The sequence below is a fragment of the Streptomyces sp. NBC_00440 genome (assembly GCF_036014215.1).
Taxonomy (GTDB): Bacteria; Actinomycetota; Actinomycetes; order Streptomycetales; family Streptomycetaceae; genus Streptomyces.
In genome coordinates, this window is the sequence record NZ_CP107921.1 from 8149008 (window position 1) to 8171016 (window position 22009).

Annotated in this window: 20 protein-coding genes and 1 pseudogene; 12 read left to right on the plus strand and 9 right to left on the minus strand. The window is 66.4% G+C overall.

The genetic code is table 11. The features are described 5' to 3' along the window. Positions 1-28 precede the first annotated feature (28 nt). Together OHB13_RS36125 and OHB13_RS36130 are read left to right on the plus strand one after the other, a co-directional pair. Complete coding sequence (locus OHB13_RS36125) at positions 29-592, plus strand: transposase family protein (RefSeq protein WP_328380004.1); 564 nt, start codon at positions 29-31, stop codon at positions 590-592. Positions 593-712: 120 nt separating this feature from the next. Next, positions 713-1647, plus strand: a protein-coding gene (locus tag OHB13_RS36130) for an IS5 family transposase (protein ID WP_443062985.1) whose coding sequence is annotated in 2 segments (ribosomal slippage) — positions 713-1057 and positions 1060-1647 — 933 coding nt in all. Because the reading frame shifts where the segments join, the coding sequence is not laid out codon by codon here. Positions 1648-1664: 17 nt separating this feature from the next. On the opposite strand, the gene OHB13_RS36135 is transcribed toward OHB13_RS36130, so the two are convergent. The 5 genes and pseudogenes from OHB13_RS36135 to OHB13_RS36150 all read right to left on the minus strand — a co-directional run bounded on the left by OHB13_RS36135 (position 1665) and on the right by OHB13_RS36150 (position 5435). Next, on the minus strand, positions 1665-2249 hold the full coding sequence (locus OHB13_RS36135) for a GNAT family N-acetyltransferase (RefSeq protein WP_328380475.1): 585 nt from the start codon (positions 2247-2249) through the stop codon (positions 1665-1667). A 90-nt stretch (positions 2250-2339) separates the two neighbouring features. Beyond that, on the minus strand, positions 2340-3389 hold the full coding sequence (locus OHB13_RS36140; RefSeq protein WP_328380006.1) for an NB-ARC domain-containing protein: 1050 nt from the start codon (positions 3387-3389) through the stop codon (positions 2340-2342). Between the two features lie 114 nt (positions 3390-3503). Then, positions 3504-3941 (minus strand): annotated as a pseudogene (locus tag OHB13_RS38835) (helix-turn-helix domain-containing protein); the annotation flags it as partial. Between the two features lie 274 nt (positions 3942-4215). Further along, the gene (locus tag OHB13_RS36145; RefSeq protein ID WP_266861417.1) at positions 4216-4767 is read right to left on the minus strand and encodes a cupin; all 552 of its coding nucleotides are present in this window, start codon (positions 4765-4767) and stop codon (positions 4216-4218) included. Next, the gene (locus tag OHB13_RS36150) at positions 4764-5435 is read right to left on the minus strand and encodes a class II aldolase/adducin family protein (protein WP_266861415.1); all 672 of its coding nucleotides are present in this window, start codon (positions 5433-5435) and stop codon (positions 4764-4766) included. Before OHB13_RS36150 ends, OHB13_RS36145 begins: the two co-directional genes overlap by 4 nt. An 859-nt stretch (positions 5436-6294) precedes the next feature. On the opposite strand from OHB13_RS36150, the gene OHB13_RS36155 reads away from it, so the two are divergent. The 9 genes from OHB13_RS36155 (at position 6295) to ahcY (ending at position 15532) form a co-directional block, all read left to right on the plus strand. Beyond that, positions 6295-7281, plus strand: coding sequence for a class I SAM-dependent methyltransferase (locus OHB13_RS36155; protein ID WP_266861413.1), 987 nt, complete (start codon positions 6295-6297; stop codon positions 7279-7281). Positions 7282-7593: 312 nt separating this feature from the next. Next, the gene (locus OHB13_RS36160) at positions 7594-8592 is read left to right on the plus strand and encodes a PLP-dependent cysteine synthase family protein (protein WP_328380007.1); all 999 of its coding nucleotides are present in this window, start codon (positions 7594-7596) and stop codon (positions 8590-8592) included. Further along, complete coding sequence (locus OHB13_RS36165) at positions 8592-9602, plus strand: DMT family transporter (protein WP_266861409.1); 1011 nt, start codon at positions 8592-8594, stop codon at positions 9600-9602. The genes OHB13_RS36160 and OHB13_RS36165 overlap by 1 nt, the downstream gene beginning before the upstream one ends. A 57-nt stretch (positions 9603-9659) precedes the next feature. Continuing rightward, the gene (locus OHB13_RS36170) at positions 9660-10307 is read left to right on the plus strand and encodes a class I SAM-dependent DNA methyltransferase (RefSeq protein WP_328380008.1); all 648 of its coding nucleotides are present in this window, start codon (positions 9660-9662) and stop codon (positions 10305-10307) included. 391 nt (positions 10308-10698) lie between these two features. Continuing rightward, positions 10699-11925 (plus strand): methionine adenosyltransferase, encoded by a 1227-nt coding sequence (gene metK, locus OHB13_RS36175; RefSeq protein WP_328380009.1) that lies wholly within the window; start codon positions 10699-10701, stop codon positions 11923-11925. 242 nt (positions 11926-12167) lie between these two features. After that, positions 12168-13151 carry a carbohydrate kinase family protein gene (locus OHB13_RS36180; RefSeq protein WP_328380010.1) on the plus strand — a complete coding sequence of 328 codons (984 nt, stop codon included), beginning with the start codon at positions 12168-12170 and terminating at the stop codon, positions 13149-13151. After that, positions 13148-13270, plus strand: coding sequence for a hypothetical protein (locus OHB13_RS36185; protein WP_328380011.1), 123 nt, complete (start codon positions 13148-13150; stop codon positions 13268-13270). Before OHB13_RS36180 ends, OHB13_RS36185 begins: the two co-directional genes overlap by 4 nt. Further along, the gene (gene metF, locus OHB13_RS36190; protein ID WP_328380012.1) at positions 13267-14139 is read left to right on the plus strand and encodes a methylenetetrahydrofolate reductase [NAD(P)H]; all 873 of its coding nucleotides are present in this window, start codon (positions 13267-13269) and stop codon (positions 14137-14139) included. The genes OHB13_RS36185 and metF overlap by 4 nt, the downstream gene beginning before the upstream one ends. After that, entirely contained in the window at positions 14129-15532 is a 1404-nt protein-coding gene (ahcY, locus tag OHB13_RS36195; protein ID WP_328380013.1) for an adenosylhomocysteinase, read from the plus strand. Before metF ends, ahcY begins: the two co-directional genes overlap by 11 nt. A gap of 255 nt (positions 15533-15787) precedes the next feature. On the opposite strand, the gene OHB13_RS36200 is transcribed toward ahcY, so the two are convergent. Further along, positions 15788-16411 carry a hypothetical protein gene (locus OHB13_RS36200; protein WP_328380014.1) on the minus strand — a complete coding sequence of 208 codons (624 nt, stop codon included), beginning with the start codon at positions 16409-16411 and terminating at the stop codon, positions 15788-15790. A gap of 836 nt (positions 16412-17247) precedes the next feature. On the opposite strand from OHB13_RS36200, the gene OHB13_RS36205 reads away from it, so the two are divergent. Next, positions 17248-18639 carry an MFS transporter gene (locus OHB13_RS36205; protein WP_328380015.1) on the plus strand — a complete coding sequence of 464 codons (1392 nt, stop codon included), beginning with the start codon at positions 17248-17250 and terminating at the stop codon, positions 18637-18639. Between the two features lie 251 nt (positions 18640-18890). On the opposite strand, the gene OHB13_RS36210 is transcribed toward OHB13_RS36205, so the two are convergent. The 3 genes from OHB13_RS36210 to OHB13_RS36220 all read right to left on the minus strand — a co-directional run bounded on the left by OHB13_RS36210 (position 18891) and on the right by OHB13_RS36220 (position 21987). Then, positions 18891-19349, minus strand: coding sequence for a hypothetical protein (locus OHB13_RS36210; protein ID WP_266862206.1), 459 nt, complete (start codon positions 19347-19349; stop codon positions 18891-18893). A gap of 519 nt (positions 19350-19868) precedes the next feature. Continuing rightward, a complete protein-coding gene (locus OHB13_RS36215) occupies positions 19869-20408 on the minus strand; it encodes a GNAT family N-acetyltransferase (protein WP_328380016.1) in 540 nt (179 codons plus the stop codon). Positions 20409-20811: 403 nt separating this feature from the next. Further along, the gene (locus OHB13_RS36220; RefSeq protein WP_328380017.1) at positions 20812-21987 is read right to left on the minus strand and encodes an anhydro-N-acetylmuramic acid kinase; all 1176 of its coding nucleotides are present in this window, start codon (positions 21985-21987) and stop codon (positions 20812-20814) included. Positions 21988-22009 lie beyond the last annotated feature (22 nt).

A 22009-nucleotide genomic window follows, 5' to 3' on the forward strand; every position in this document is an offset into this window, starting at 1 on the left:
GGGCACGCTACGGTGCGATGATCCCGGCGTGGCTGGTGTGATCACGGCGTGGGAGCCGTCCAGGACAGCCCCGTTCACCGGGATGAGCCCGCGCGCCTTCGGAAAGCTGGTGACCGTGCTGCGGCGCGAGGGTGCGAACACGGTCCGCAAGGGTCGGCCGTGGGGCCTTTCCTTGGAGGAGCGGGAGCTGCTGGTCGCGGCTTACTGGCGCACTAACTTGACGATGCGCCAGCTCGCGCTGCTGTTCGGGGTGCCGAAGTCCGCGGCGGACCGTGTGACCGACCATCTCGGTCCCATGCTCGGGCTTCAGCCCCGCAAGCGGTTCGCCAAGGACGCCGTGCTCATCGTGGACGACACCCTGGTCCCCACTCGCGACCACACTGTCGCCGAGCAGTCGAAGAACTACCGCTACTTCACGAACCACCAGCAAGCACACAACAAGTCCCACAAGCAGGTCCGGACCCGCGTCGAGCACACCTTCGCCCGCATGAAGACCTGGAAGATCCTCCGCGACTGCCGCCTCAAAGGCGACGGAGTCCACCACGCCATGCGCGGCATCGCCCGCCTGCACAACCTCGCCCTCGCCGGATAGCGAGCGGGACACACGGCGGCCGAGCACGCCCGAGTTGAGCCAAAGATCATTTACGGGACAGCCCTCAGGAGCTGTCCGGCCGATCATGTGACCGTCAGCTGATCTGCTCGTGGTTTGGGCATGGGGCGGGGAGAACGTGGCGATCCGTCGGACGCGGAGTGGGAGCGGATACGGCCATTCCTGCCGGTGAGCAATGGGCGATGCGGGCGGTGGCGTGATCACCGGCAGGTGATCGACGGGATCCTGCACCGGGTGCGGAGCGGGGTGTGGTGGCGAGATCTGCCGGAGTGGTTCGGTCCTTGGGAGACGGTCTATGAGCGCCATCGGCTGTGGTCGGCGGGCGGCACCAGGGGGCGCCTCCTGCAGTGGGCTCAGGCCGCAGCCGACGCGGCAGGCCAGATCGACTGGAATATTGCGGTGGATTCCACCGTCGTGCGCGCCCACCAACACGCGGCAGGCGCCCGCACCACCCCACCGCCCGTGCCAAAGGGGGGCAAGGTGACAGAACACCGGGACGAGACTCCATGGCAGAGCCTGGTCGGCCAGCTGGTGGGGGTGGTGAACGAGGTCAGGGCCTGGGCCGCTCTCGCGGCGGCTTCACCAGCAAGATTCCCCTGAGCGCCGATGGCCGCTGCCGCCCGCTGTCCCTGCTCGTCACCGCAGGCGAGCGGGCGGACTGTACTCAGTTTGTGCCGGTACTGGAGAAGATCCGGGTCCCTCGCCTCGGGCTGGGCAGGCCCCGTAAGAAGCCGGACAGCGTCGCGGCCGACAAGGCCTACAGCAATGGCCCCTGCCGCGAGTACCTGCGGCGACGGGAAATCCGGCACACCATCCCGGAGAAGAGCGACAGCCGTGCCGCCCGCCTGCGCAAGGGATCGCAAGGCGGACGGCCGCCAGGTTTCGACGAGGAGCGGTACAAGAAGCGCAACACCGTTGAGCGGGCCATCAACAGACTCAAGAACTCCCGGGCCGTCGCGACGCGATACGACAAGCGCTGCCAGGTCTTCCTCGGCACGATCACCGTCGCCGTGCTCGTCATTTGGCTACGTTCATGATCGGTTGACCGACAGGCTCAATCCCCTCGGATTCGGGCGTGCAGATGCATGTCGTGCCGGCCGTCGTCATGAATGGCCGCACTGCGCTGCGTTCCTTCGAGTAGGTATCCGGACTTGGTGGCAACCCTGCAGGAGGCGTGGTTGCGCGTCGAATGCTCCAGGTACAGGCGGTGGAAGCCGATCTCATCCAGCGCCCAGGTTGAGAGTGCTGCCATCGCCGACGTCGCAACACCGCGGCCGCGGGCAGTTGGAAGAACCCAGTAACTGACATCGGCGACACCGTCGTTGAAGTCGAAGCCACGCAGCGCGATCCGGCCGAGGGTCTCACCGTCCTCGCGGGCGACAGCCCAGTGACCGCCCTTCTCGCTTCCCCAGTCCCGGTGGTAGGCATCGAACCACTCCAGGACGCGCGTCTCCGTCTGAGGGCGGCGCGTGTGCCAGCGGCAGATCTCATCGTCCTGGTAGGCGGAGAGGAACACTGGAGCGTCAGCCGGTTCCCAAGGTCGCAGCAACAAACCTTGAGCGGCGGGCAGAACGGGCTGAGGGGAGCCCAAGAGTAGACCGAAGGGAACTGCTGGGGGCGTCGATAATTCGCGAGTCACGAGCCATGATCGCCCAACAGCGACGATACAAGTCAAGGCCAGGCGCATCCCCATCAGACGAACCTTAGACAGTGATCGCCGGGACAGCCCTTAGGCGACGAGGGAGGGTTGGGTGGGTGTGGCTGCTGGTTTGACTGTGGGGTGTATTGCCTTCGTGGGTTGGGGTTGGGTGTCGAGTTTCCGTGCGAGGTCGGCTGCGTAGGCTCGTAGGAGGATGTGCATGTGGTAGTGGTGTTCGTCCTGGCTTCGGATGAGGTGTGCGCTGGCGAGGCTGTGCAGGAGTCGCGCGGCTTCATTGTGGGTGATGCCTGCGGGGGTGGCGGTGGTGGTGGCGTCGATGAGGTGGCCGGGGAGTATGCCTAGGAGGCGGAACATACGGGCGCTCTGTTCGTCGAGTGCTTTGTAGCTGGTGTCGAAGGCGTTGCGGAGTGCGATGTCGCCTTCGGCGAGGTTGAGGCGGGCGTGTTCGGGTTTGAGTTCGGTGGCGAGCGTGTCGGCGCTGTGGTGTTGGTGGCTGACGATGTGTTCGGCGGCGAGGACCAGTGCGAGGGGGAGGTGTCCGCAGCGTTCTGCCAGGACGGTTACTGCGCTGGGGCCGGCGTCGGCGCGTGTGTCGCCTATGATCGCGCGGATCAGCATGGCGGCCTCGGGCTGGCACAGTTCTGCCAGTGGGAGGGTGGTGGCGTCGACGCGGGACATGAGTCCCGGCAGGCGTGAGCGGCTGGTGACTATGACGGCGCATCCTGGTGAGCCGGGCAGCAGGGGATAGATCTGCTGGGCGTTGGCGGCGTTGTCCAGGACGAGCAGTATTTCGCGGCCGTGGAGGAAGGAGCGGAAGGTGGCGGCCCTTTGGTCCAGGTCTGTGGGGATGCGGTCGGTCGGTACGCCCACGGCGCGGAGCAGGTCTTCGAGGACGTCGTGGGGGGCTGCTGCGGTTCCTGGCTCGGGGCCCTGGAGGTTGACGAAGAGTTGCCCGTCGGTGAAGTGGCCGTCGTTGACGGCCCGGTGTGCCGCTTGTACGGCGAGTGCGGTTTTGCCGACGCCCGGTGGTCCGCTGATGAGTGCGACGGGTAAGGCAAGGGAGTGCTGGTCGCCGGGGAGTAGCCTTTTGAGGCGGGTCAGGTGGTCACGCCGTCCCACGAAGTTCTTTTTGGCCGGGGGAAGTTGGGCGGGCTGGATCCATCCTTGCTGATGGCGGGAGGCGGCTTCGAGGGCTGAGGCGATGGTGGTGAAGGTGTTTCCGACGTCGAGTTCCCTGTCGCAGGCCTCTGCGAAGCTGACCGAGGGAGGTCGTTTGTCGGTTTCGATCTTGCTGACGTGGCCCCGGTTGAAGTGTACGAGGGCGGCGAGTTGTGTGAGGGAGAGTCCTCGCTGTGTGCGGTGGGCCCGGAGCAGTTGCCCGAATGTTGCCGGACCGCCGGTACGCGGCGGGTAGCCGGCATCCGTGTGGGAAGGCCGGGTTGTTGTTGATCCCTGCGCTGGTTCCCGTACCACTTCAAGCCCCCAGAATCGTACAGATCGTCTAGAGCGGCCAGCTCCGGAGCGGAGTTGGTGGGATGCCGTGCGTACTTCAGATGCTGATTGGGCTCCCGACCCGCTCGGTGCAGGCGGCGGGGGCTGCAGGCTCGGTGGTCCAGGTCGTGGTTGCGAACTGGCTCGGGCGGGGCTGCCTATGTGTATCCAGGTGTCCACCGGCGCACTCGGCGTCGGATGTGCTGGTGGGTATCCGGATGACGACGTTGTCAGAGCCCGGGCCCCGCCCCAGGGGCCGGGAGTTGTCCGCCGGTAACATCTGTGGCGCGCAGATGCCGGGACGGAACATCGTGCCCACGTTCCTCTGCGTCCTCTGCGTTCCGCTATGCGGTTCTGCGTTGTCCATGTGGCGGCGCGGGCCTGTCACGTTGCTCGTGCCGCTTGGGCCGCTCGGGGCTGGGACATCGGACGGCTGGGAGGGCGGCTGTGTCGCTCATGGTGCGACTGTCAGTTCGTCGAAGGCCGGGAACCGGGCGGCGATGCTGTCCGGCAGGAACCGGGCGGCGCAGCCGTTGTCATCCTGGAAGAAGCGGACCGCGGTGTAGTTCGGTCGTGTCCCTGCGTCGAACCAGTGCTTCGTCCGGCTGGGTATGGACAGCAGATCTCCTGCTGTGCAGAGCATCGCGTGTACCTGACCGGCGACGTGGAGGTAGAAGCAGCCGGCTCCAGCTACGACGAAGCGCACGAGGTCCTCGTCGTGGAAGTGCTCCTTGTGCCGGGGCTGGCCGGGACCGGGCGAGGTGGGGGTCATGCGTGCGATGTCGACGACCCGGTGGTTGCTCTCGGCGCTGACGTGATCGATGTGGCTCCGGTAGGCATTCATGATGGTGGAGTCGTCCGCGTCGGCGGGGAGCCGGCGGGCGGCGTGCCATCGCGCGAAGCGCACACCGATTCTGAGCAGTTCTTTGCGGATGACGTCCAGGTCGTCGCTGTGCACGGTGATCGTCTGCGGTGCGTCCTCCGGCATGATCTGCAGCAGCGTCACCGGGCACTCACCTTGGCCGTGCCGGGCTCGTCGGCGCCCGTCAGCAGGAGCAGGTGGCTGAGTTCCTCGACGCACTCCAGCCTGTTGCGCGCTTCGTCGATGTCGCGGCCGAAGGAGAACATGCCGTCGCGGTCGATGAGCAGAGCAGGCGGGGTGTCGGCGGCCGGATCATCGAGGAGGGCCGTCACGTCGTCGGCGATGAGGGACGCGTCCAGGTGGTTCGCGACGATGGGCAGTACGACCAGGCGGGGGTCCGGTACGTCGAGGCTCTTCGCCATTTCCATTTCCTCGAAGACCACTTGGCCGGTGCGGTCGGCGCCGGCGGTCCGGGTGGCAAGTGCTGTGGACCACGGTGCGTGTGCGTGGATCACTGCTCCGCAGCCGGGCAGCCGCCGGTAGAGCGCGAGGTGTACCGGGGTTTCGGCGGGCGGCCATTCGCTCTCTCCGAGCAGCGGCAGCCCTTTGAACGGGTCGACCATCACCGTGTCCTGATCGGTCATCACCCTCTTGCTCAGGTCGCCTGCGGTGATCATGACCGCTTCACCCGACCTGACCGAGACGCTGCCGAACGTTCCGGGCATCCACCCGCGCCGGTACAGGGACTGGCAGGCGGCCGAGAGGTGTTCACGCTGCAGCTCGGCATCCTCGCTGATGCATACGGGTTTCACAGGCCCTCTCCTCCTGCGCGGGGCGACGGGTCTGTTCTCGTGCACCGGCTGCCTTCCTGCTGCCGTTGCGGTGGATCAACAGCGCGCGGTCCGGGGAGGTTCAGGGCCCCTGGAGTCGCCTGGCCGGACTGATGGAGCGACACGCGTGCATCTCCTTCGCGTGAGCGGAACGGTGAGCTATACCAACCGGTATAGTTACATGCTACGGAGTTGATTTTCCCGGTGTCAACGGCCCACTTCCCGGGTGGCTGGAAAGGCCCTTCCAGTTGCAGCCTTCCGACGTGCCTGGTAAGTGACGGGGGGGGCGGTTTCCTCCGAGGGGGGCGAGGGAGCCTGCAGCCGGGGCCTGGCGCTGACTGGTGAAGGAGCGCGCGGCCGAGCCCTGCCACACGTTGGCTCGCAGGGTGTCCGAAGTGCAGTGCATGCGGGGGAGGCAAGCAGTTGGGCAGGCCGCGCCGCTGTCCTCGCCGCGCTGCCCTTCCCGCCGCACCGCCATTGCAGCCCTGCGCGAGGTGTCCTGACGGCCCTTCGCCCGCCGGCCGTTCGGCGTGGTCTGTCACCGGTGGACACATCCGGGTCAAGGGGCTTGTGCGGCAGCTCCGGGTTTCAGGGCCCTGGATGGTCCTGTTGCTGTTGCCTCGGGAGAGGCAACAGGGCAACCCTGTACAGCTTTGCGGGAGTTGACGATAGTGAAGTCACTTCCGCCGCAGGGGCGCCGTTCCTCGTGAAGGGCGCGATCCAGTTGCTGCTGGTTCCTTCGGTTGCAGGACGCCTCGTGTGCCCTTCGGCTGTCCGCTGGCCCGGGCGGGCCGGAAGTTCTCGTAGAAGCAGCGCTGTCGCCACGTCGAAGGAGGCCGAGATGGGTACACACATCGACTATGCCGAACTGGTTGTGTCGCCGAGCGAGTTTTTCCAGGTCGGGGAGCCGGAGCGGATCAAGTCATCCATCGGGCTCAGGCTGTCGGACCATTCATACCTACCGAAGGCGGATGAGCCACGCGCCGACTGGGTCGCCAGTGTTGCTGTGCCGGCGTTCAAGACGCTTGCACGGATGGGTGTCCTGGCTCCGCGGTTCTGCACGATCGGGACGGGTGCGGGGCTGGATGCCCTGGCGGCCGTGGAGATTTTGCAGGCGCGTAGCGTTGGCTTCACCGACCTTCACGAAGATGTTCTCGCTCACGCCCGGGAAAACATTCAGAGCAACCTCCTGGATCAGGATGTCGAACTGATCGGGGGCGCCGGGGACATTCTCTCCCCGCTGGCCGGCAAGGTGTCGCAGGTCGATGTGATCTACGAGAACCTCCCCAATATCCCGATGGCGGGGAGCGGTGATCTGGCTGATGGCCAGACCAGTTCGACGTTCATCGCGGAGCGCGTTGAGGAGATTGCCGGCTTCGCGGAGAAGAACCTTGTGACGCTGCACTATCTGGCCCTGCAGCAGGCACATCCGGTCCTTCGGGTCGGTGGCCGGGTGCTGTCGTCGATCGGTGCGCGGATCCCGTTGTCCGAGATCCTGTCTCTGGCCGGCGCCGCCGGTTACAACGGCAGCATCCTGACCTACACGTGGAAGATCCAGTCCGAGCCGCACGAGGTGGTCGGCGGCTATGCCCAGTGGGAGAAGGAGGGGATGGGGCCGTTCCACTTCTACCCGGTGAGTGTTCTGCGCGATGCCTTCGCGGGTATGTCCCCCGCGGCAGCCGGTGCGCAGGCTCTCCAGATGGAGAAGGAGTTGTCGCCGTACGAGATATCGGCGGTGGATGCGCTGGCACTGGTCGAGAAGGGCCAAAAGGTCGGTCACACGGTCGCGATTCTTGACTCCGTCAAGATTCCTGACTCTGCTCTCTGACACGGTTTCACCGCTTCTTCGGAGCGGCCTGTTGGTGGAGACACGGTGAAGCAGGAATTCGGCAACCGCCCGGTGTGGTCCTGACACGCGGTCAGCGATGAAGCAACTGAATGTCCTGACTGTGTACGGCCCGATGCACCGCGCTGCCGGATTCTCACCGGTCTCTGCCGGCTCCCGGCCACATGCTGTCCTCTCCCCACCGTTTCCCCACCGTGTCCGAACCCCCTTGCCGTCCGCGCGCTTTCCTGTTCGTACCCTTTCGTGTCGTCCGCACGCCTGGCTACATTCCTCCCGCAGTACTAAGGAGCCGGCATGAATATCCAGTCGTTCATTGGCAAGACACCCCTCGTCGAACTGAACACCTTTGACGTTCCGGCCGATGTTCGGATATTCGCCAAAGTCGAATTCGTAAATCCGGGGGGCAGCATCAAAGACCGAATCGTCCGGTACATCATCGATGATGCCGAGCGTCGCGGTCTCCTCGGGCCGGGCGCAACAATCGTGGAGAACACCTCCGGAAATACCGGTGCAGCGATCGCGATGCTGGCGGCAACACGCGGCTACCGTGCGATCCTGACCATGCCGGACAAGGTCAGCCAGGAAAAGCAGGACGCGCTGCGCGCAATGGGGGCCGAGGTGATTGTCTGCCCCACCTCCGCCCCGCCGGACTCGGCAAAGCACTATGTGACGTGCGCGAGGCGCATCCACGCCGAGACGCCGGGCTCGTTCATGCTCAATCAGTATGACAACCCGCTCAACGCGGAGGCGCATTTCCGTTCGACGGGCCCCGAGATCTGGGAGGCACTCGGACGGTCGGTGACGGCATTCGTCGCATCAGGGAGTACAGGCGGCACCATCTCCGGAACTTCGCGGTTCCTTAAGCAGAAGAACCCGTCCGTGCGGTCTGTCCTCCTCGATCCGGCCGGTTCCATCTATCACCGCTACTTCCATGAGGGCGTTGTTGACCCTTCGCAGATCGCGCCGTATTTCGTCGAGGGCGCCGGCGAGGACCACCTGGCGAAATGCATGGACTTTTCCGTCGTCGATGACGTGATTCAGTTCACCGACGCCGATGCCTTCGCCACGTGCCGGCACCTGGCAACGCGCGAGGGTCTCATCTGCGGCGGCACCTCGGGGGCGAATGTGTGGGGCGCGGTGCAAGTTGCCCGTTCGCTCACGAAACCGGCAACGATCGTCACCGTCCTGCCGGACAGCGGAAACAAGTACATCTCGAAGATCTACAACCCGGATTGGCTTATGCAGAACGGCTTTGATACCCGTCGGATTCACTCACCAGAACCGACCCTGTAATGGGAAGTACACGAAAAAACGTTGCCGCCGCGCTCACGGCCGCCCTGCTCTGGGCCTTCGCCTTTGTCGCTCCGGCCGCCGTCAAGCCCGCGAGTGAACTGCTCCTGGTCACCGGCCGGTACTCCTTGTTCGGCCTGTGCGGCCTCTACGTCCTGTGCAGAAACTGGAGCCAGCTCAGGCAGATGCCCGTCCGGCGGACCCTCTTCGGCCTCTACATCGGCTTCGTGGGGTACTTCGTCTTCTACATCTGTGTCTCGTACTCCGCCACAACGAGCGGTGGATTCATCACCGCAGTCGTCGTGGGATCGTCACCGATCACGATCGCGGTGGCCGGTAACTTCGCAGAAAAGCGCATGTCGTGGCGTGAGCTCGTCGCACCGGTCATCCTGATTCTCGTCGGTCTCACCCTCCTCAGTGTCTCGGATCTCCTTCAGGGGAAGCATTCAGGTGGCGCGAGCGACTCGCTCTTCGGGATAGGCCTGGCCATCATGGCCATGCTGACATGGTCCTACTTCGTGGTTCGTAATGCCCAGTCGCAGCGGACCTGGGAGACGAAGCCGGACCCCACGATCTGGGCCGCTCTGGTGGCGATGGGAGCAGGTGGTGCCTCCATGGTGCTGCTGCCCTTCGCCATTGCCTCCACACCGGATGCGACATTCGATCCGTATCCGCTCTTCAAGATCATCGCGTGGTGCGTGTTCCTGGGCGTCATCGGATCCTGGTGGGGGACATACATCTGGGTGAAGGCGGCACAGGGCATCCCGGTACCACTGGTCGGACCGCTGCTCGCCACGGAGACGATTTTCGGCGCGATCCTGAGTCTGCCGATGGAACAGCGGATGCCTACCTGGACGGAGGTCGGCGGGGCCCTGTTCGTCCTCACCGGCATCGCCGTCTACATGGTGTTCGACGTGAAGAATTCACGGTCGAGCGGCACAGGGGACAGCGGGGACAGCGGGGGCACCGGGACCGAAAGATCGGACGCATCAGATGTGCCCGCAGTGACTTAGCGGGACAAGAAAAGAACGGTCATGATCGTTGGCTTATCCTGACAGGGAGTCAATTCCATGAGTAATTCCTTCGCGAACATCAAGCAGTCTCACGTGTTCTTCGACAATTCCTCTGGCCTGAAGAGCTACTACGAGGACTGGGCGACGCGGTACGACGTGGACCTGGCGGATCAGAAGTGGGTGGCGCCGCGGGTCGCGGCCAACTTCGTTCACCTGCTCGCCTCCGCCTACGGGACGCCGGGAACAACCATTCTCGACGCCGGCTGCGGCACCGGCCTCGTTGGCAGTGTCCTGAGCACTCTGGGAAAGTACGTGATCGACGGCGTCGACCTGTCGGAGAACATGGCTGCCGAGGCCATCAAGACCAACGCCTACCGGAAGGTCTACGGCGGCGTGGACCTCTCGACACCGGTACGCGATGAGCGTCTGGACCAGTACGACATCGTCGTCAGCAGCGGCGTGTTCACCCTCGGCCATGTGCGCCCGACGGCGTTGCTCACGCTCATCGAATACGCCCGGCCCCATGGGCTGATCCTGGTGTCCACCCGCGGCAGCTATGCCACTGAAACAGGCTTTGAGGACTTCTCCCGCTCGAAGGAGATCACCGAGCAGGCTTCCCTGGAATTCAAGCTGAAGGACGCCAACTACATCGCGGAAGAGGGAGCCGACTACTGGGTCTTCCGTAAGACAGGACCGGCGCAGTAGCGACGCAGTAACAGCGCAGTAGTAGTGCAGTGGCAGTAAAGGGCACGAACCGCTGATTCTGCTCGGGGCGGCCTGCTGCCGAGGCCCTTCCGGCAACGCGCGACGCATGCGGTACGCGACACAACACCGCCCGCGCGGCCGCCCCGGACCGGCCCGGCGTCAGGAACGCGCGAACCCCTGGTGGCACCGGGACAACGAAAGTCCAGCCCCGCCCACCAGGGGCCCGCACGCCGACCGGTGACACGCGTGCCGCTGTACTCGGATGACGCCGCGACCAGAACACCACGAGACGTATATACGAAGGGCGCACCCCGCAACTCCGCACCCGCGCAACCCCGTACCAACTCCGCACCCACCAGCCCGTGTCCGCCCACCACTGTCCTGGAGTGTCATGTCCCGCAGCCTGTTCACCTCGGAATCAGTGACCGAGGGACATCCCGACAAGATCGCCGACCAGATCAGTGACACCATCCTCGACGCACTCCTGCGTCACGACCCCGCATCGCGCGTCGCGATCGAAACCCTGATCACCACCGGTCAGGTCCACATCGCGGGCGAGGCGACGACCTCCGCCTACGTCGACATCCCCACCCTGGTGAGGGAGAAGATCCTCGACATCGGCTACGACTCCTCGGCCAAGGGCTTCGACGGCGCCTCCTGCGGCGTGTCGGTATCGATCGGCGCGCAGTCCCCGGACATCGCCCAGGGCGTCGACACAGCGTACGAGTCCAGGCTCAAGGGCGCCGCCGGCGGCGGGGAGACCGACGAGCTGAACCAGCAGGGAGCGGGCGACCAGGGCCTGATGTTCGGCTACGCGGCCACCGAGACCCCCACCCTGATGCCGCTGCCGATCGAGGTGGCGCACCGCCTCTCACGCCGTCTGACCGAAGTCCGGAAGGACGGGACCGTCCCGTACCTGCGCCCCGACGGAAAGACCCAGGTCACCATCGAGTACCTGGGCAGCCGGCCGGTCCGCCTGGACACCGTCGTCGTTTCCTCGCAGCACGCGAGTGACATCGACCTGGACAGCCTGCTCACCCCCGACATCCGGGTGCACGTCGTCGAACACGTCCTGGCACAACTCGCCGACGACGGAATCAAGTTGGACACCGAGGACTACCGCCTCCTGGTGAACCCGACCGGCCGTTTCGAGATCGGTGGCCCGATGGGTGACGCGGGTCTGACCGGTCGCAAGATCATCATCGATACGTACGGGGGGATGGCCCGGCACGGCGGCGGCGCGTTCTCCGGCAAGGACCCGTCGAAGGTGGACCGTTCGGCGGCGTACGCGATGCGCTGGGTGGCCAAGAACGTCGTCGCGGCCGGTCTGGCGGAGCGCTGCGAGGTGCAGGTCGCGTACGCCATCGGCAAGGCCGAACCGGTCGGCCTGTTCGTCGAGACCTTCGGCACCAACACGGTTGCTGTCGGGAAGATCGAGAATGCCGTCAGTGAGGTCTTCGACCTGCGTCCGGCCGCGATCATCCGTGACCTGGACCTGCTGCGCCCGATCTACGCCGAGACCGCCGCCTACGGCCATTTCGGACGCGAACTGGCGGACTTCACCTGGGAGCGCACCGACCGCGCCGACGCTCTGCGCAAGGCAGCGGCAGCGGGCTGACAGCAGAGCGCCCGGAGCGAGCCCCGGCGGCAGGAGTGCCAGGGCTTGCCCGGGCGGGAGGAGTGCGCGGGCAAGCCCCCGGGCGGTAGAGCTCCCAGGGCGAGCCCGGGCACTCCCCGACGGTGCGCGGCCTTTCCCCTGGCCGCGCACCGCACCGCGCACCGCTTCCCTGTGTGGCGCCGCCACCCGAGCCGTTCCGCCCGCCCAACCCCGCCCTCATCAGGTCCAAGGAGTGCTTTTCCGTGCGTATCGCCGTGACCGGATCGATAGCTACCGACCATCTGATGGTGTTCCCCGGACGCTTCGCCGAGCAGCTGATCAAAGAGCAACTGGAGCGGGTATCCCTGTCGTTCCTCGCCGATCGGCTGGAGGTACGCAGAGGTGGCGTCGCCGCCAATATCGCCTTCGGTCTCGGCTTGTTCGGTCTCGACCCCATCCTGGTCGGCGCCGCGGGCATCGACTTCGCTGAATACGATGCCTGGCTACGGGCGAACGGCGTCGACACCACCGCAGTCCAGGTGAGCGACCACCTGCACACCGCCCGCTTCGTGTGCACCACTGATGAGGACCAGAACCAGATCGCCACCTTCTACGCCGGTGCCATGGCCGAGGCCTCCCGGATCGATCTGGCCGCGATCGCGGAACGCACCGGGGCGCCCGCACTCGTCCTGGTCGGCGCCGACGACCCCGCCGCCATGCTGCGCCACACCGCCACCGCCCACCGTCTGACCATCCCCGTTGCCGCCGACCCCTCCCAGCAGCTCGCCCGTCTCGACCGTAATCAGGCCCGACAACTCGTCGACGGGGCGCGGTGGCTGTTCACCAATGAGTACGAGGCCGCCCTGCTGCTCGAACGCACCGGATGGACCGAGGAACACCTCCTGGGCCGGGTCGGTACCTGGATCACCACACGGGGCGAGGCCGGGGTGTCACTGGCCGGCTCGGATACGCCCACTCTGCGGATACCAGCCGTACTCACCGACGAGATCGCCGACCCCACAGGGGCGGGAGACGCCTTCCGGTCCGGCTTCCTCGCCGGCACCGCATGGAACTGGCCGCAGGAACAGGCGGCCCGACTCGGCTGCGCCCTGGCCACCACCGTGCTGGAATCGGTCGGTACCCAGGAGTACAAGCTGTCCCCGTCGGATCTGGTCACCCGCATCGACCAGACGTACGGCAGCGACGCGGCCCGTGCCCTTGAGGCGCAGCTGGCGCGCGTGTCATGAGGGCGGCCCGGCGCCGACGGACAGACGCCCTGCGCCAGGCACCGGCCATCGTCGTCGTCCACCACCACCCCGAAGCCTCCTACGTCAACGAGGGCCGGGCAGCCAGGGGCGAACAGTGAGGCGGACGACAGCACCGACGTTCTCGTTCGAGTTCTTCCCGCCGAAGACAGCTGCCGGCGAGACGACTCTCTGGGAGGCGATCCGGCGTGTCGAGGCGCTCGGCCCGGACTTCGTCTCCGTCACATACGGGGCCGGCGGCTCCTCCCGGGACCGTACCGTCGCCGTGACCAAGCGGATCGCGGCCGACACGACGCTGCGCCCGGTCGCGCACCTGACCGCGGTCGGGCACTCGGTGGCCGAACTGCGGCGCATCATCGGCAGGTACGCGGACGCCGGAGTGCGCGACGTACTTGTGCTGCGCGGCGATCCGCCCGGCGACCCGACAGGTTGGTGGGTGCCGCACCCGGACGGCTTCACGCACGCGTATCAACTGGTCGAACTGGTGCGGTCCCTGGGGGATTTCACCATTGGCGTCGCGGCGTTCCCGGAGCGGCATCCGCGTTCGCCCGACTGGGACAGCGACATCGGTCACTTCGTGGCCAAGTGCCGGGCCGGGGCGGACTATGCCATCACCCAGATGTTCTTCGACGTGGAGACCTATCTGAGGTTCCGTGATCGTGTCGCCGCGGCCGGCTGCTCGACACCGGTCATCCCGGAGATCATGCCGGCCACCGACGTACGCCAGATCCGCCGCTTCGTGGAACTCTCCGGCGCCGCGTTCCCCGAAGATCTGGCGCACCGCCTCGAAGCCGCTCGCGGGCGGCCCGGCGATGCGTACCGGATCGGGGTCGACCATGCCACGGCCATGGCGGACCGGTTGCTTGTCGAGGGTGCGCCGGGTTTGCACTACATCACGCTCAACCGTTCGACGGCGGCCGTCGACATTCACCGCAATGTCCAGTCCTCAAGGAGCCTTCATGTCCGCTGAGTTCACCGATTTCAGGGTTGCTGATCTGTCGCTGGCCGCGTTCGGCCGTAAGGAGATCACGCTGGCCGAGCATGAGATGCCGGGTCTGATGTCGATCCGTGCGGAGTATGCGCAGGCCCGGCCGCTGGCGGGTGCGCGGATCACCGGGTCCCTGCATATGACGGTGCAGACGGCTGTGCTGATCGAGACGCTGGTGGCTCTGGGCGCGCAGGTGCGGTGGGTCTCCTGCAATATCTTCTCCACCCAGGATCACGCGGCGGCGGCGATTGCTGCCGCGGGGATCCCGGTGTTCGCGTGGAAGGGCGAGAGCCTGGAGGAGTACTGGTGGTGCACGGAGCAGGCACTGACCTGGCCGGATGCCCCTACCGGCGGCCCGAACATGATCCTCGACGACGGCGGGGATGCCACCCTCCTGGTCCACAAGGGCGTCGAGTACCAGAAAACAGGTGAACTCCCCGAGGCGGCCAACGCGGAACTCGCCGTCGTACATGCCCTGTTGGAGCGCAGTACGCTCGACTGGACGAAGATCGCATCGGAGATCCGGGGTGTGACGGAGGAGACCACGACCGGTGTGCACCGGTTGTACGAGATGCACCGTGACGGCACGCTGCTGTTCCCGGCGATCAACGTCAATGATGCCGTCACCAAGTCGAAGTTCGACAACAAGTACGGGTGCCGACACTCGCTGATCGACGGCATCAACCGTGCCACCGATGTCCTGATCGGTGGGAAGGTCGCGGTGGTCTGCGGTTACGGCGACGTGGGCAAGGGCTGCGCGGAGTCGCTGCGCGGTCAGGGTGCCCGGGTGATCATCACCGAGATCGACCCGATCTGTGCTTTGCAGGCGGCGATGGACGGCTTCCAGGTCTCGACCCTGGACGACGTCGTGTCGATCGCGGACATCTTCGTGACCACGACGGGCAACAAGGACATCATCATGGCCGCCGACATGGCCAGGATGAAGCACCAGGCGATCGTGGGGAACATCGGCCACTTCGACAACGAGATCGACATGGCCGGCCTGGCCAGGATCCCCGGGGTCGTGCGGGACGAGGTCAAGCCGCAGGTCCACACCTGGACGTTCGCCGACGGCAAGGTGCTGATCGTCCTGTCGGAGGGCCGACTGCTGAACCTGGGCAACGCGACGGGTCACCCCTCGTTCGTGATGTCGAACTCGTTTGCGGACCAGACGCTGGCCCAGATCGAGCTGTTCACCAAGCCTGCCGAGTATCCGACCGACGTGTATGTGCTGCCCAAGCACCTGGACGAGAAGGTCGCCCGTCTCCACCTCGACGCCCTCGGCGTGAAGCTCACGACGCTCCGCCCGGAGCAGGCCGCCTACATCGGTGTCGAGGTCGAGGGCCCGTACAAGCCGGACCACTACCGCTACTGAACGGACCGGACAGGCCGACCCTGCGCGCCAGGCGCGGGGGCGGCCGTCCAGCTCGCGAAGGTCCAGCGCCACGTCTCTGCCCATCAACCCGGCGTCCACGACGGCCTCACCTTCGCCCAGCCCGTGGGCGTGAGCCTGTGGTGTCAGCAACAACGTGACCCGGGCGATGGCCGTTCTGTTCGGCTCCGGGGAGTCCGGACAGAACTTCCAGCGCCCCGATGCCTTCGAGCTTCACCGGCATTGCGACATAGCTGGTCAGACCGCGGTTGCCTTGCTGTCGTCCGTGGCCTCAATGCCGGCGGGTGCGGTCTGGTAGTAGACGGAGCGCCCCTGCTTGGAGCGCTCGATGACGCCACGTGCGACGCCCTGCTCCAGTGTGTTGCGCACGACGGTCACCTGCACACCGCGCTGGGGGTGGGCCTCGGCCACACCGGCGGCGATTTCCGTGGACGACTTCGGCTCGCTCTGGCCGGCGAGGTAGGCGCCGATCAGCTCGATCCAGGACGGCCCGCCCGCACGCTGCGCGGTAGCAGCCTTTGTGGTGCGGGTCTTCCCGCGGGGCGACGGCTCTGCCGCGCTCTTCGACGAGCGCCCCGTCTTCGGGGTCTTCTTGGCTGCCGCTTCACTCTTGGGGATGCGAGCCGCGGGTACCTTGGCCGTCTTCCTGACGGACTTGCCGGTCGGCTTGGAGGAGATACCGAGAACGCCCTGCATCTCTACGAGGACCCGCCCGCTTTCCTCCAGCTGCACCAACTCGTCCTGCAGCCGGGCCAGTTCGTCACGAACCCGGTCCTGCTCACTTTGATTGGCCGCGAGGTCATCGGCGACTTTCTGCGCGTACTCGGCCTTCACACCGGTCGCTGCGTTTGCCTTCGTCATGAATACCTCTTCTTCGTTGTGTCTGAACGGGTGTGGTGTGGATGCTACTCATACCTTCGAAGAAGGTTCTTCAGTGGTACTGGTCGAACGCAGGCGCACCCGACTGTGTTCGACCAGGTTGAACGGATTTCGAAGTGGCACCGGGAGTGCCATGGCGTGCGGGCGGTGCGGACGAACCTGCCCGCACATGTGGCAGGCACGGGCTTCACAGGTTCAGGGCGTGGCTGGTCCCAGTTGAACTGGTGTTGCAGGAAGTGGACCAGGATCGTGGCCTTGTCCGTTGTTGCCGATGACCTCCATACGGGGAGTGCACCCGTCGAGGCATTCCAGCAGATGGATCCACCGTCCAACTGCCGCCGCTTGTCCCCACTGTCCGGATTGGTCGGCCCGTAGGTGAGCGGGAAACCTGAGAGGGGACCGGTCGGGCCGAGGTTGTTGCACTTGGCGAGGATGTCGCCGTCGGCCGCTCCGGAGCGGTCCCAGCGGGCACAGCGGTCACACGGGCACAGCGAGACCGGACGCACAGGCGGCATGAAAGAGCAGGGCAGTGGGCAGGTGCACGTCCACGCATTCGCCCGCACGGTCGGGAACGACCCGGTTGCACGACGGGCGGTGGACCAGCTTGGAGCGAGCTGCACCGTGATGCATACCGACGTGTTCGCGCGGTGGACTCACAGCCGTACCAGGGCAAGCCCGCAAAGCCGCGGGCCCCGGCAAGCACACCGCGTGCCGCCATCGTGTCGTGACACCCGGTCACCTGTGGTGCAACGACTGCCGCAGCCGACCGATCCGCCCGTGACCACCGGAACAACCGAAGAGCACGAAAGGCCCCGCCCATGAGCACAGCCGCCGCGATACCGCCGACAACCGCCGGACCCAGTCATCACACCCGCCGCTTCCTACGGCGCCTGACCGTTGCCACAGGCGGCGGAATGTTCGTCGACGGCTTCGTCTTCGCCTCAGTGGCGTCCGCCCTCGCAGGCAGCGCGATGGCTCGCGACATCGGCGTCACCTCGACATGGAACTCACTGATCTCCTCCTCGACACTGATCGGCACGTTCTTCGGCGGTCTGCTGCTCGGCTATGTCACCGACCGGCTGGGCCGGCGCCCGATGTTCACAATCGACCTCTCGGTCTTCCTGGCGTCTGCTCTGCTGATGCTGTTCGTCACTTCCCCCTGGATGGTTTTCGCGCTCGGACTCGTCATGGGTCTCGCCGTAGGGGCTGACTACTCGATCGGTTCTCCGCTCCTCGCCGAATTCGCACCCAGTGAGAAACGCGGCCACTACCTGGGGATCCTCGAAATCCTCTGGAACGTCGGCTACGTGGTCGCCTACCTCCTCGGCTACATCATCAACACCACATGGCCGGGAGCCTGGCACATCACCCTGGCCGCCAGCGCCGTCCCCGCAGTGTTCTGCCTCCTGATCCGCCACGGCCTGCCCGAATCACCACGCTGGCTGATCTCCAAAGGCCGAAGGGACGAGGCCGTGGCCGTCATCGAGCGCGACCTCGGAACCACCCTGGACAGCGAGGACTTCAACTCCGAAGAGATCGAACAGACGCGCTACCGCGAGTTGTTCTCAGCCGCATACCTGCGCCGCACCGTGTTCGTATGCACCTTCTGGATCTGCATCGTGCTGCCCTACTTCGCACTTACGTTCTTCCAGCCGACCGTCCTGCGCGCCATCGGCCTGGGCGGCAACGCCCTGGCCGGCGCGCTGATCGGGACCATCGTCGCCCTGACAGGCGCGGCCACCGGCTGGTGGCTCGTCGACCGCGTCGGCCGCCGCACGATCCTTGTCTGGCCGATGTTCGGCTGCGCACTCGCCCTGTTCCTGGTGAGCCTGGGCCATGTGCTCCCGGTGTGGCTGGCCACCGTGTGCTTCTTCGGCTACCTGTTCTCGTACGGGATCATGAGCATCCTCCCCGGCATCTACCCCGACGAGGTCTTCCCCACCTCGATCCGCACCTCCGGAGTCGGCCTGGCCTCCGCCGCCAGCCGCATCGGCGCGGCGATCGGCACATTCCTGCTCCCGGTGTCCCTGGATCACCTCGGCCTGAGCTGGTCCATGATCTTCATGGCGGCGGTCTCGCTCATCGGCGGCATCACGGCTCTGATGTGGGCACCGGAAACGAACGGCCTCCAACTCACCGCCACAGGACATCGTGAGGCAGACACGGGCGGCTGGTGGTCGACCAAACCGGTCCTGGTACAGGACAGCTGAACACACCCTTACCGAGGCCGCCCGGAACACCCCCTGCTCCTCAAACCGCGATGAAGACACTCGTGTCGCGGCCGATCGGTACAGGGAGGTGTGATGCACGGAGATCTGGTGCGGTCCCAGCAGAACGAGGCGGGGCCGCACTCCGGCCTCTGTCACCCAGGGACCGCAATGCCGGTGACGGTACGGCGCCCCGGCCGCGACGGCCGCCGACACTGCGCTTCCCCTGGCCAGCCATTGGGTGCGCCGGCAGCTCAACGGGGCCTAAGCGCTGTCCCGTAATCCCACGAGGCTGAGGGTCGTGCCGTGTCCGGGTCGGCGCCGATGGCACCGGCCGAGCGAAGCGAACGCCCGAGGTCTCCGGTGAGGATGCGGGGGTGGCGCCGCCACCACCACAGGTCGGGGCCGGGCAGCCTGTGGAAGTGTTCGAGTGCCTGGCCGTCGTCGTCGATGGTCGAGGCCTTGTACCGCGCGTCCAAGGCTTTGATCCGCGGGGTCCAGAGCTGGACGACGTGTTCGTCCAGCAGGAGCCACGCCTCGTGCAGCCAGTTTCGGCAGTAGAGGTCGTTGGTGTACTCGTAGATGTCGTCGCCGTAGCCGTGCTCGATGGCGCTCACCAGGGCGGCCCATGCGTTCACCCTTTCAGCGACCGTGAACGGCGTCCTCCAGCCGCGCTGGTGCAGCAGCTCTCCCACCTCGGTTTCAGTAGCCACGGGCGTGAGGCTCTCATGCCGGATCCGTCCGGGCGACCGAGATGTGTCCCGTCAGAGGCCGGCGGCCCCGCACCATGATCAAGATGAGACGATCTCGCCGTGGCCGGAGTGATCACGGCGTCGGAGCCGACCGGGCCCTCCTGGTCGCGGCCTACTGACGCACGAACCTGACTGGCCGCGGTGACCACGGTCCAGATCCCCGCCGTAGTTCGCGATGCATGCATCTGTTTTCCGATCGCCGTTGGCCGGCGCCGGCTCGTGGAGCACATCGGTTCCAAGGGCTTCGCCGAGCTGGAGTCGGCCGGGATGAACGGCACGTACCTCGCTGATCTTCTCTGCACCAAGTCGGCCCTTCGCTGTTGCCGGACGAACGCTTGCCCTGGCAGGAGTTGGAGTGCCGGGCCGCTACCTGTTCAACATCAAAGCCAGCGGCCCCGAACAGGGTCTGAGCCCCTTCCGGGACCCGGACGCCGTCGAAGAAGGCGAAGACCGGCGGTCGGCACACCATATCTTCGGAGCTCAAGCGGGCGGCGTGACCGGGGGCCGCAGGCCGAACCACTGCTCGGCGTCCCAGGCATGGAACCGCTCCACCTCGGTGAATCCCAGCTTTGCCGCGAGGCGCATCGAGCCGACGTTGGCGGTCTGGGTGGCGAGCACCACCGGCTCGCCGGGAAGGACGCCGTCGAGCCAGTCGAGCGCCGCCGCGCACGCCTCGGCGGCGTACCCGAATCCCCACGCCCGCGGTAGGAACATGTAGCCCAGATCGGCCTTTCCCGCCGCAGCCGGGCGATGGTGCCCCGGTGCTCTCCTGAGCAGGATCTGCCCGATCATCGCCCCGTCGAGTTCCACGACGAAACTCCCGGGCCACCGCTCGGGTATTTCGGGCAGTTCGCGCTCCAGCTCGTCATACCGCCGGGGGCCGCCGAGGTAGGTGTGCACCTCTGGCGATGCCAGCAGTTCGATGAACGACGCACGGTCCCGGGCCTCGGACTCGCGGAGCACGAGCCGCTCGGTCTTGATCGGGGCAGGCGGCCAGGTGACGGATTTGAGTTCAGTCATGGCGGGCAATCTATCGCCAGCCCGCAAACGCGTGCGGTTCTCTTCCTCAGGCAGCCCATCCGTGGGTGGGGTAGGGCGAGCTTCGGCTCTGCTTGGGGGTTCTTGATTTCGGGTTTCGTGACTGCTCAGGGGGCCGTTATGTCCATTTCTGGATGATCTGGTGTCACCCGTCCGTGGGTGCCGAGTCGTTCGGGGCCGATTCGCATGTCGTGTGAATGATGGGGTCGGGGCATGGGAACCGCGGCGGGCGCTACGTCTTCGGATCCGGCGCTGCGGTCGACAAGCTACTCGGCTCCTCCCAGGAGTAGTTGGAGACCGCCCAAGGCCGAACGAGGCCGTGGCCGGGTCGTGTCCTGTGGTTCCAGGATGAGATGACCCCGAACCCGATGAAGTCGAGCGGCGGTCAGTGGGTGGTGTGGGTGATGCGCAGCAGGTGAGGCGCTTGTGCGGCTGGTTCGGGCAGTCGCAGCGGCTGTCGGCCGGGGGTGATGCTGCCCAGCAGCGTCGCCCGGCTGGCGCCGGTGCCCGAGGGGAGGGTGCCGGGCAGACCGTTGGCTGTGAGGAAGCCAAGTACGGCGAAGGCCAGGGCCTCCTTGGCGTCGGACGGAAGGCCCAGGTCGTCGCTGAGCCGTACCGGAACGCCGGACAGTTCCTCGGCGATCATGCGCATCAGTACCGGGTTGCGGGTACCGCCGCCGGAGACGACGAGGCCGGTGACCTTGTAGGCGCGGCAGGGCTCGGCCACCGTGACGGCGGTGAGCTTCGTCAGGGTGGCCAGCACGTCGTCGGCGGGTGTGGGCACCGCGTCCAGGGCCCGCTGCAGGTAGGGGAGGTGGAAGTGTTCCTTGCCGGTGCTCTTCGGGGCGGGCCTGCGGTAGTAGGGGTCGTCCAGGAGCACGCGGAGCAGTTCGGGGCTGGTCCGGCCGGCGGCGGCCCTGCGTCCGTCTTCGTCAAAGGCGGCGGCGCCGTCGGTGAAGAGTCGCACGGCTGCGTCCAGCAGTGCGTTGGCGGGCCCGGTGTCGAAGGCCAGCGGCTCGGCGCCGGGTACGAGGACGGTGACGTTGGCGATGCCGCCGAGGTTCAGCGCTGCGGGTGTGCCGGGCAGGGCGCGCAGCAGCAGTGTGTCGGTCATGCCCACCAGAGGGGCTCCTTGACCACCCGCGGCCACGTCCCTGCTGCGGAGGTCGGAGACGACCGGGAGCCCAGTGGCCTCGGCGATCCAGGCGGGCTGGCCGAGTTGGAGTGTGCCGCGGACGGCGCCGTCCTCGACCCAGTGGTGCATGGTCTGGCCGTGCGAGACCACGAGGTCCGCGGCGCCGTCGCACAGCTCTCCCAGAGCACGCCCGGCCGCGTCGGCGAAGGCTCGGCCGATGCCGGTGTCCAGGGCGCAGATGGTCTGCGTGGTCGTCGCAGCCGGCGGCAGGGTGGCGGCGATCAGGTCCCGCAGGTCGTCCGGGTAGGGGACGGAGAAGTGGCCCAGCGGACGTAGGAGCAGGGTATCGCCGTCCAGACGGAGGTCGGCGGCGGCAGCCTCGATGGCGTCGTACGAGGTGCCTGACATCAAGCCGATCACACGCATGGCTTCTCCTGGTCTGCGGTCC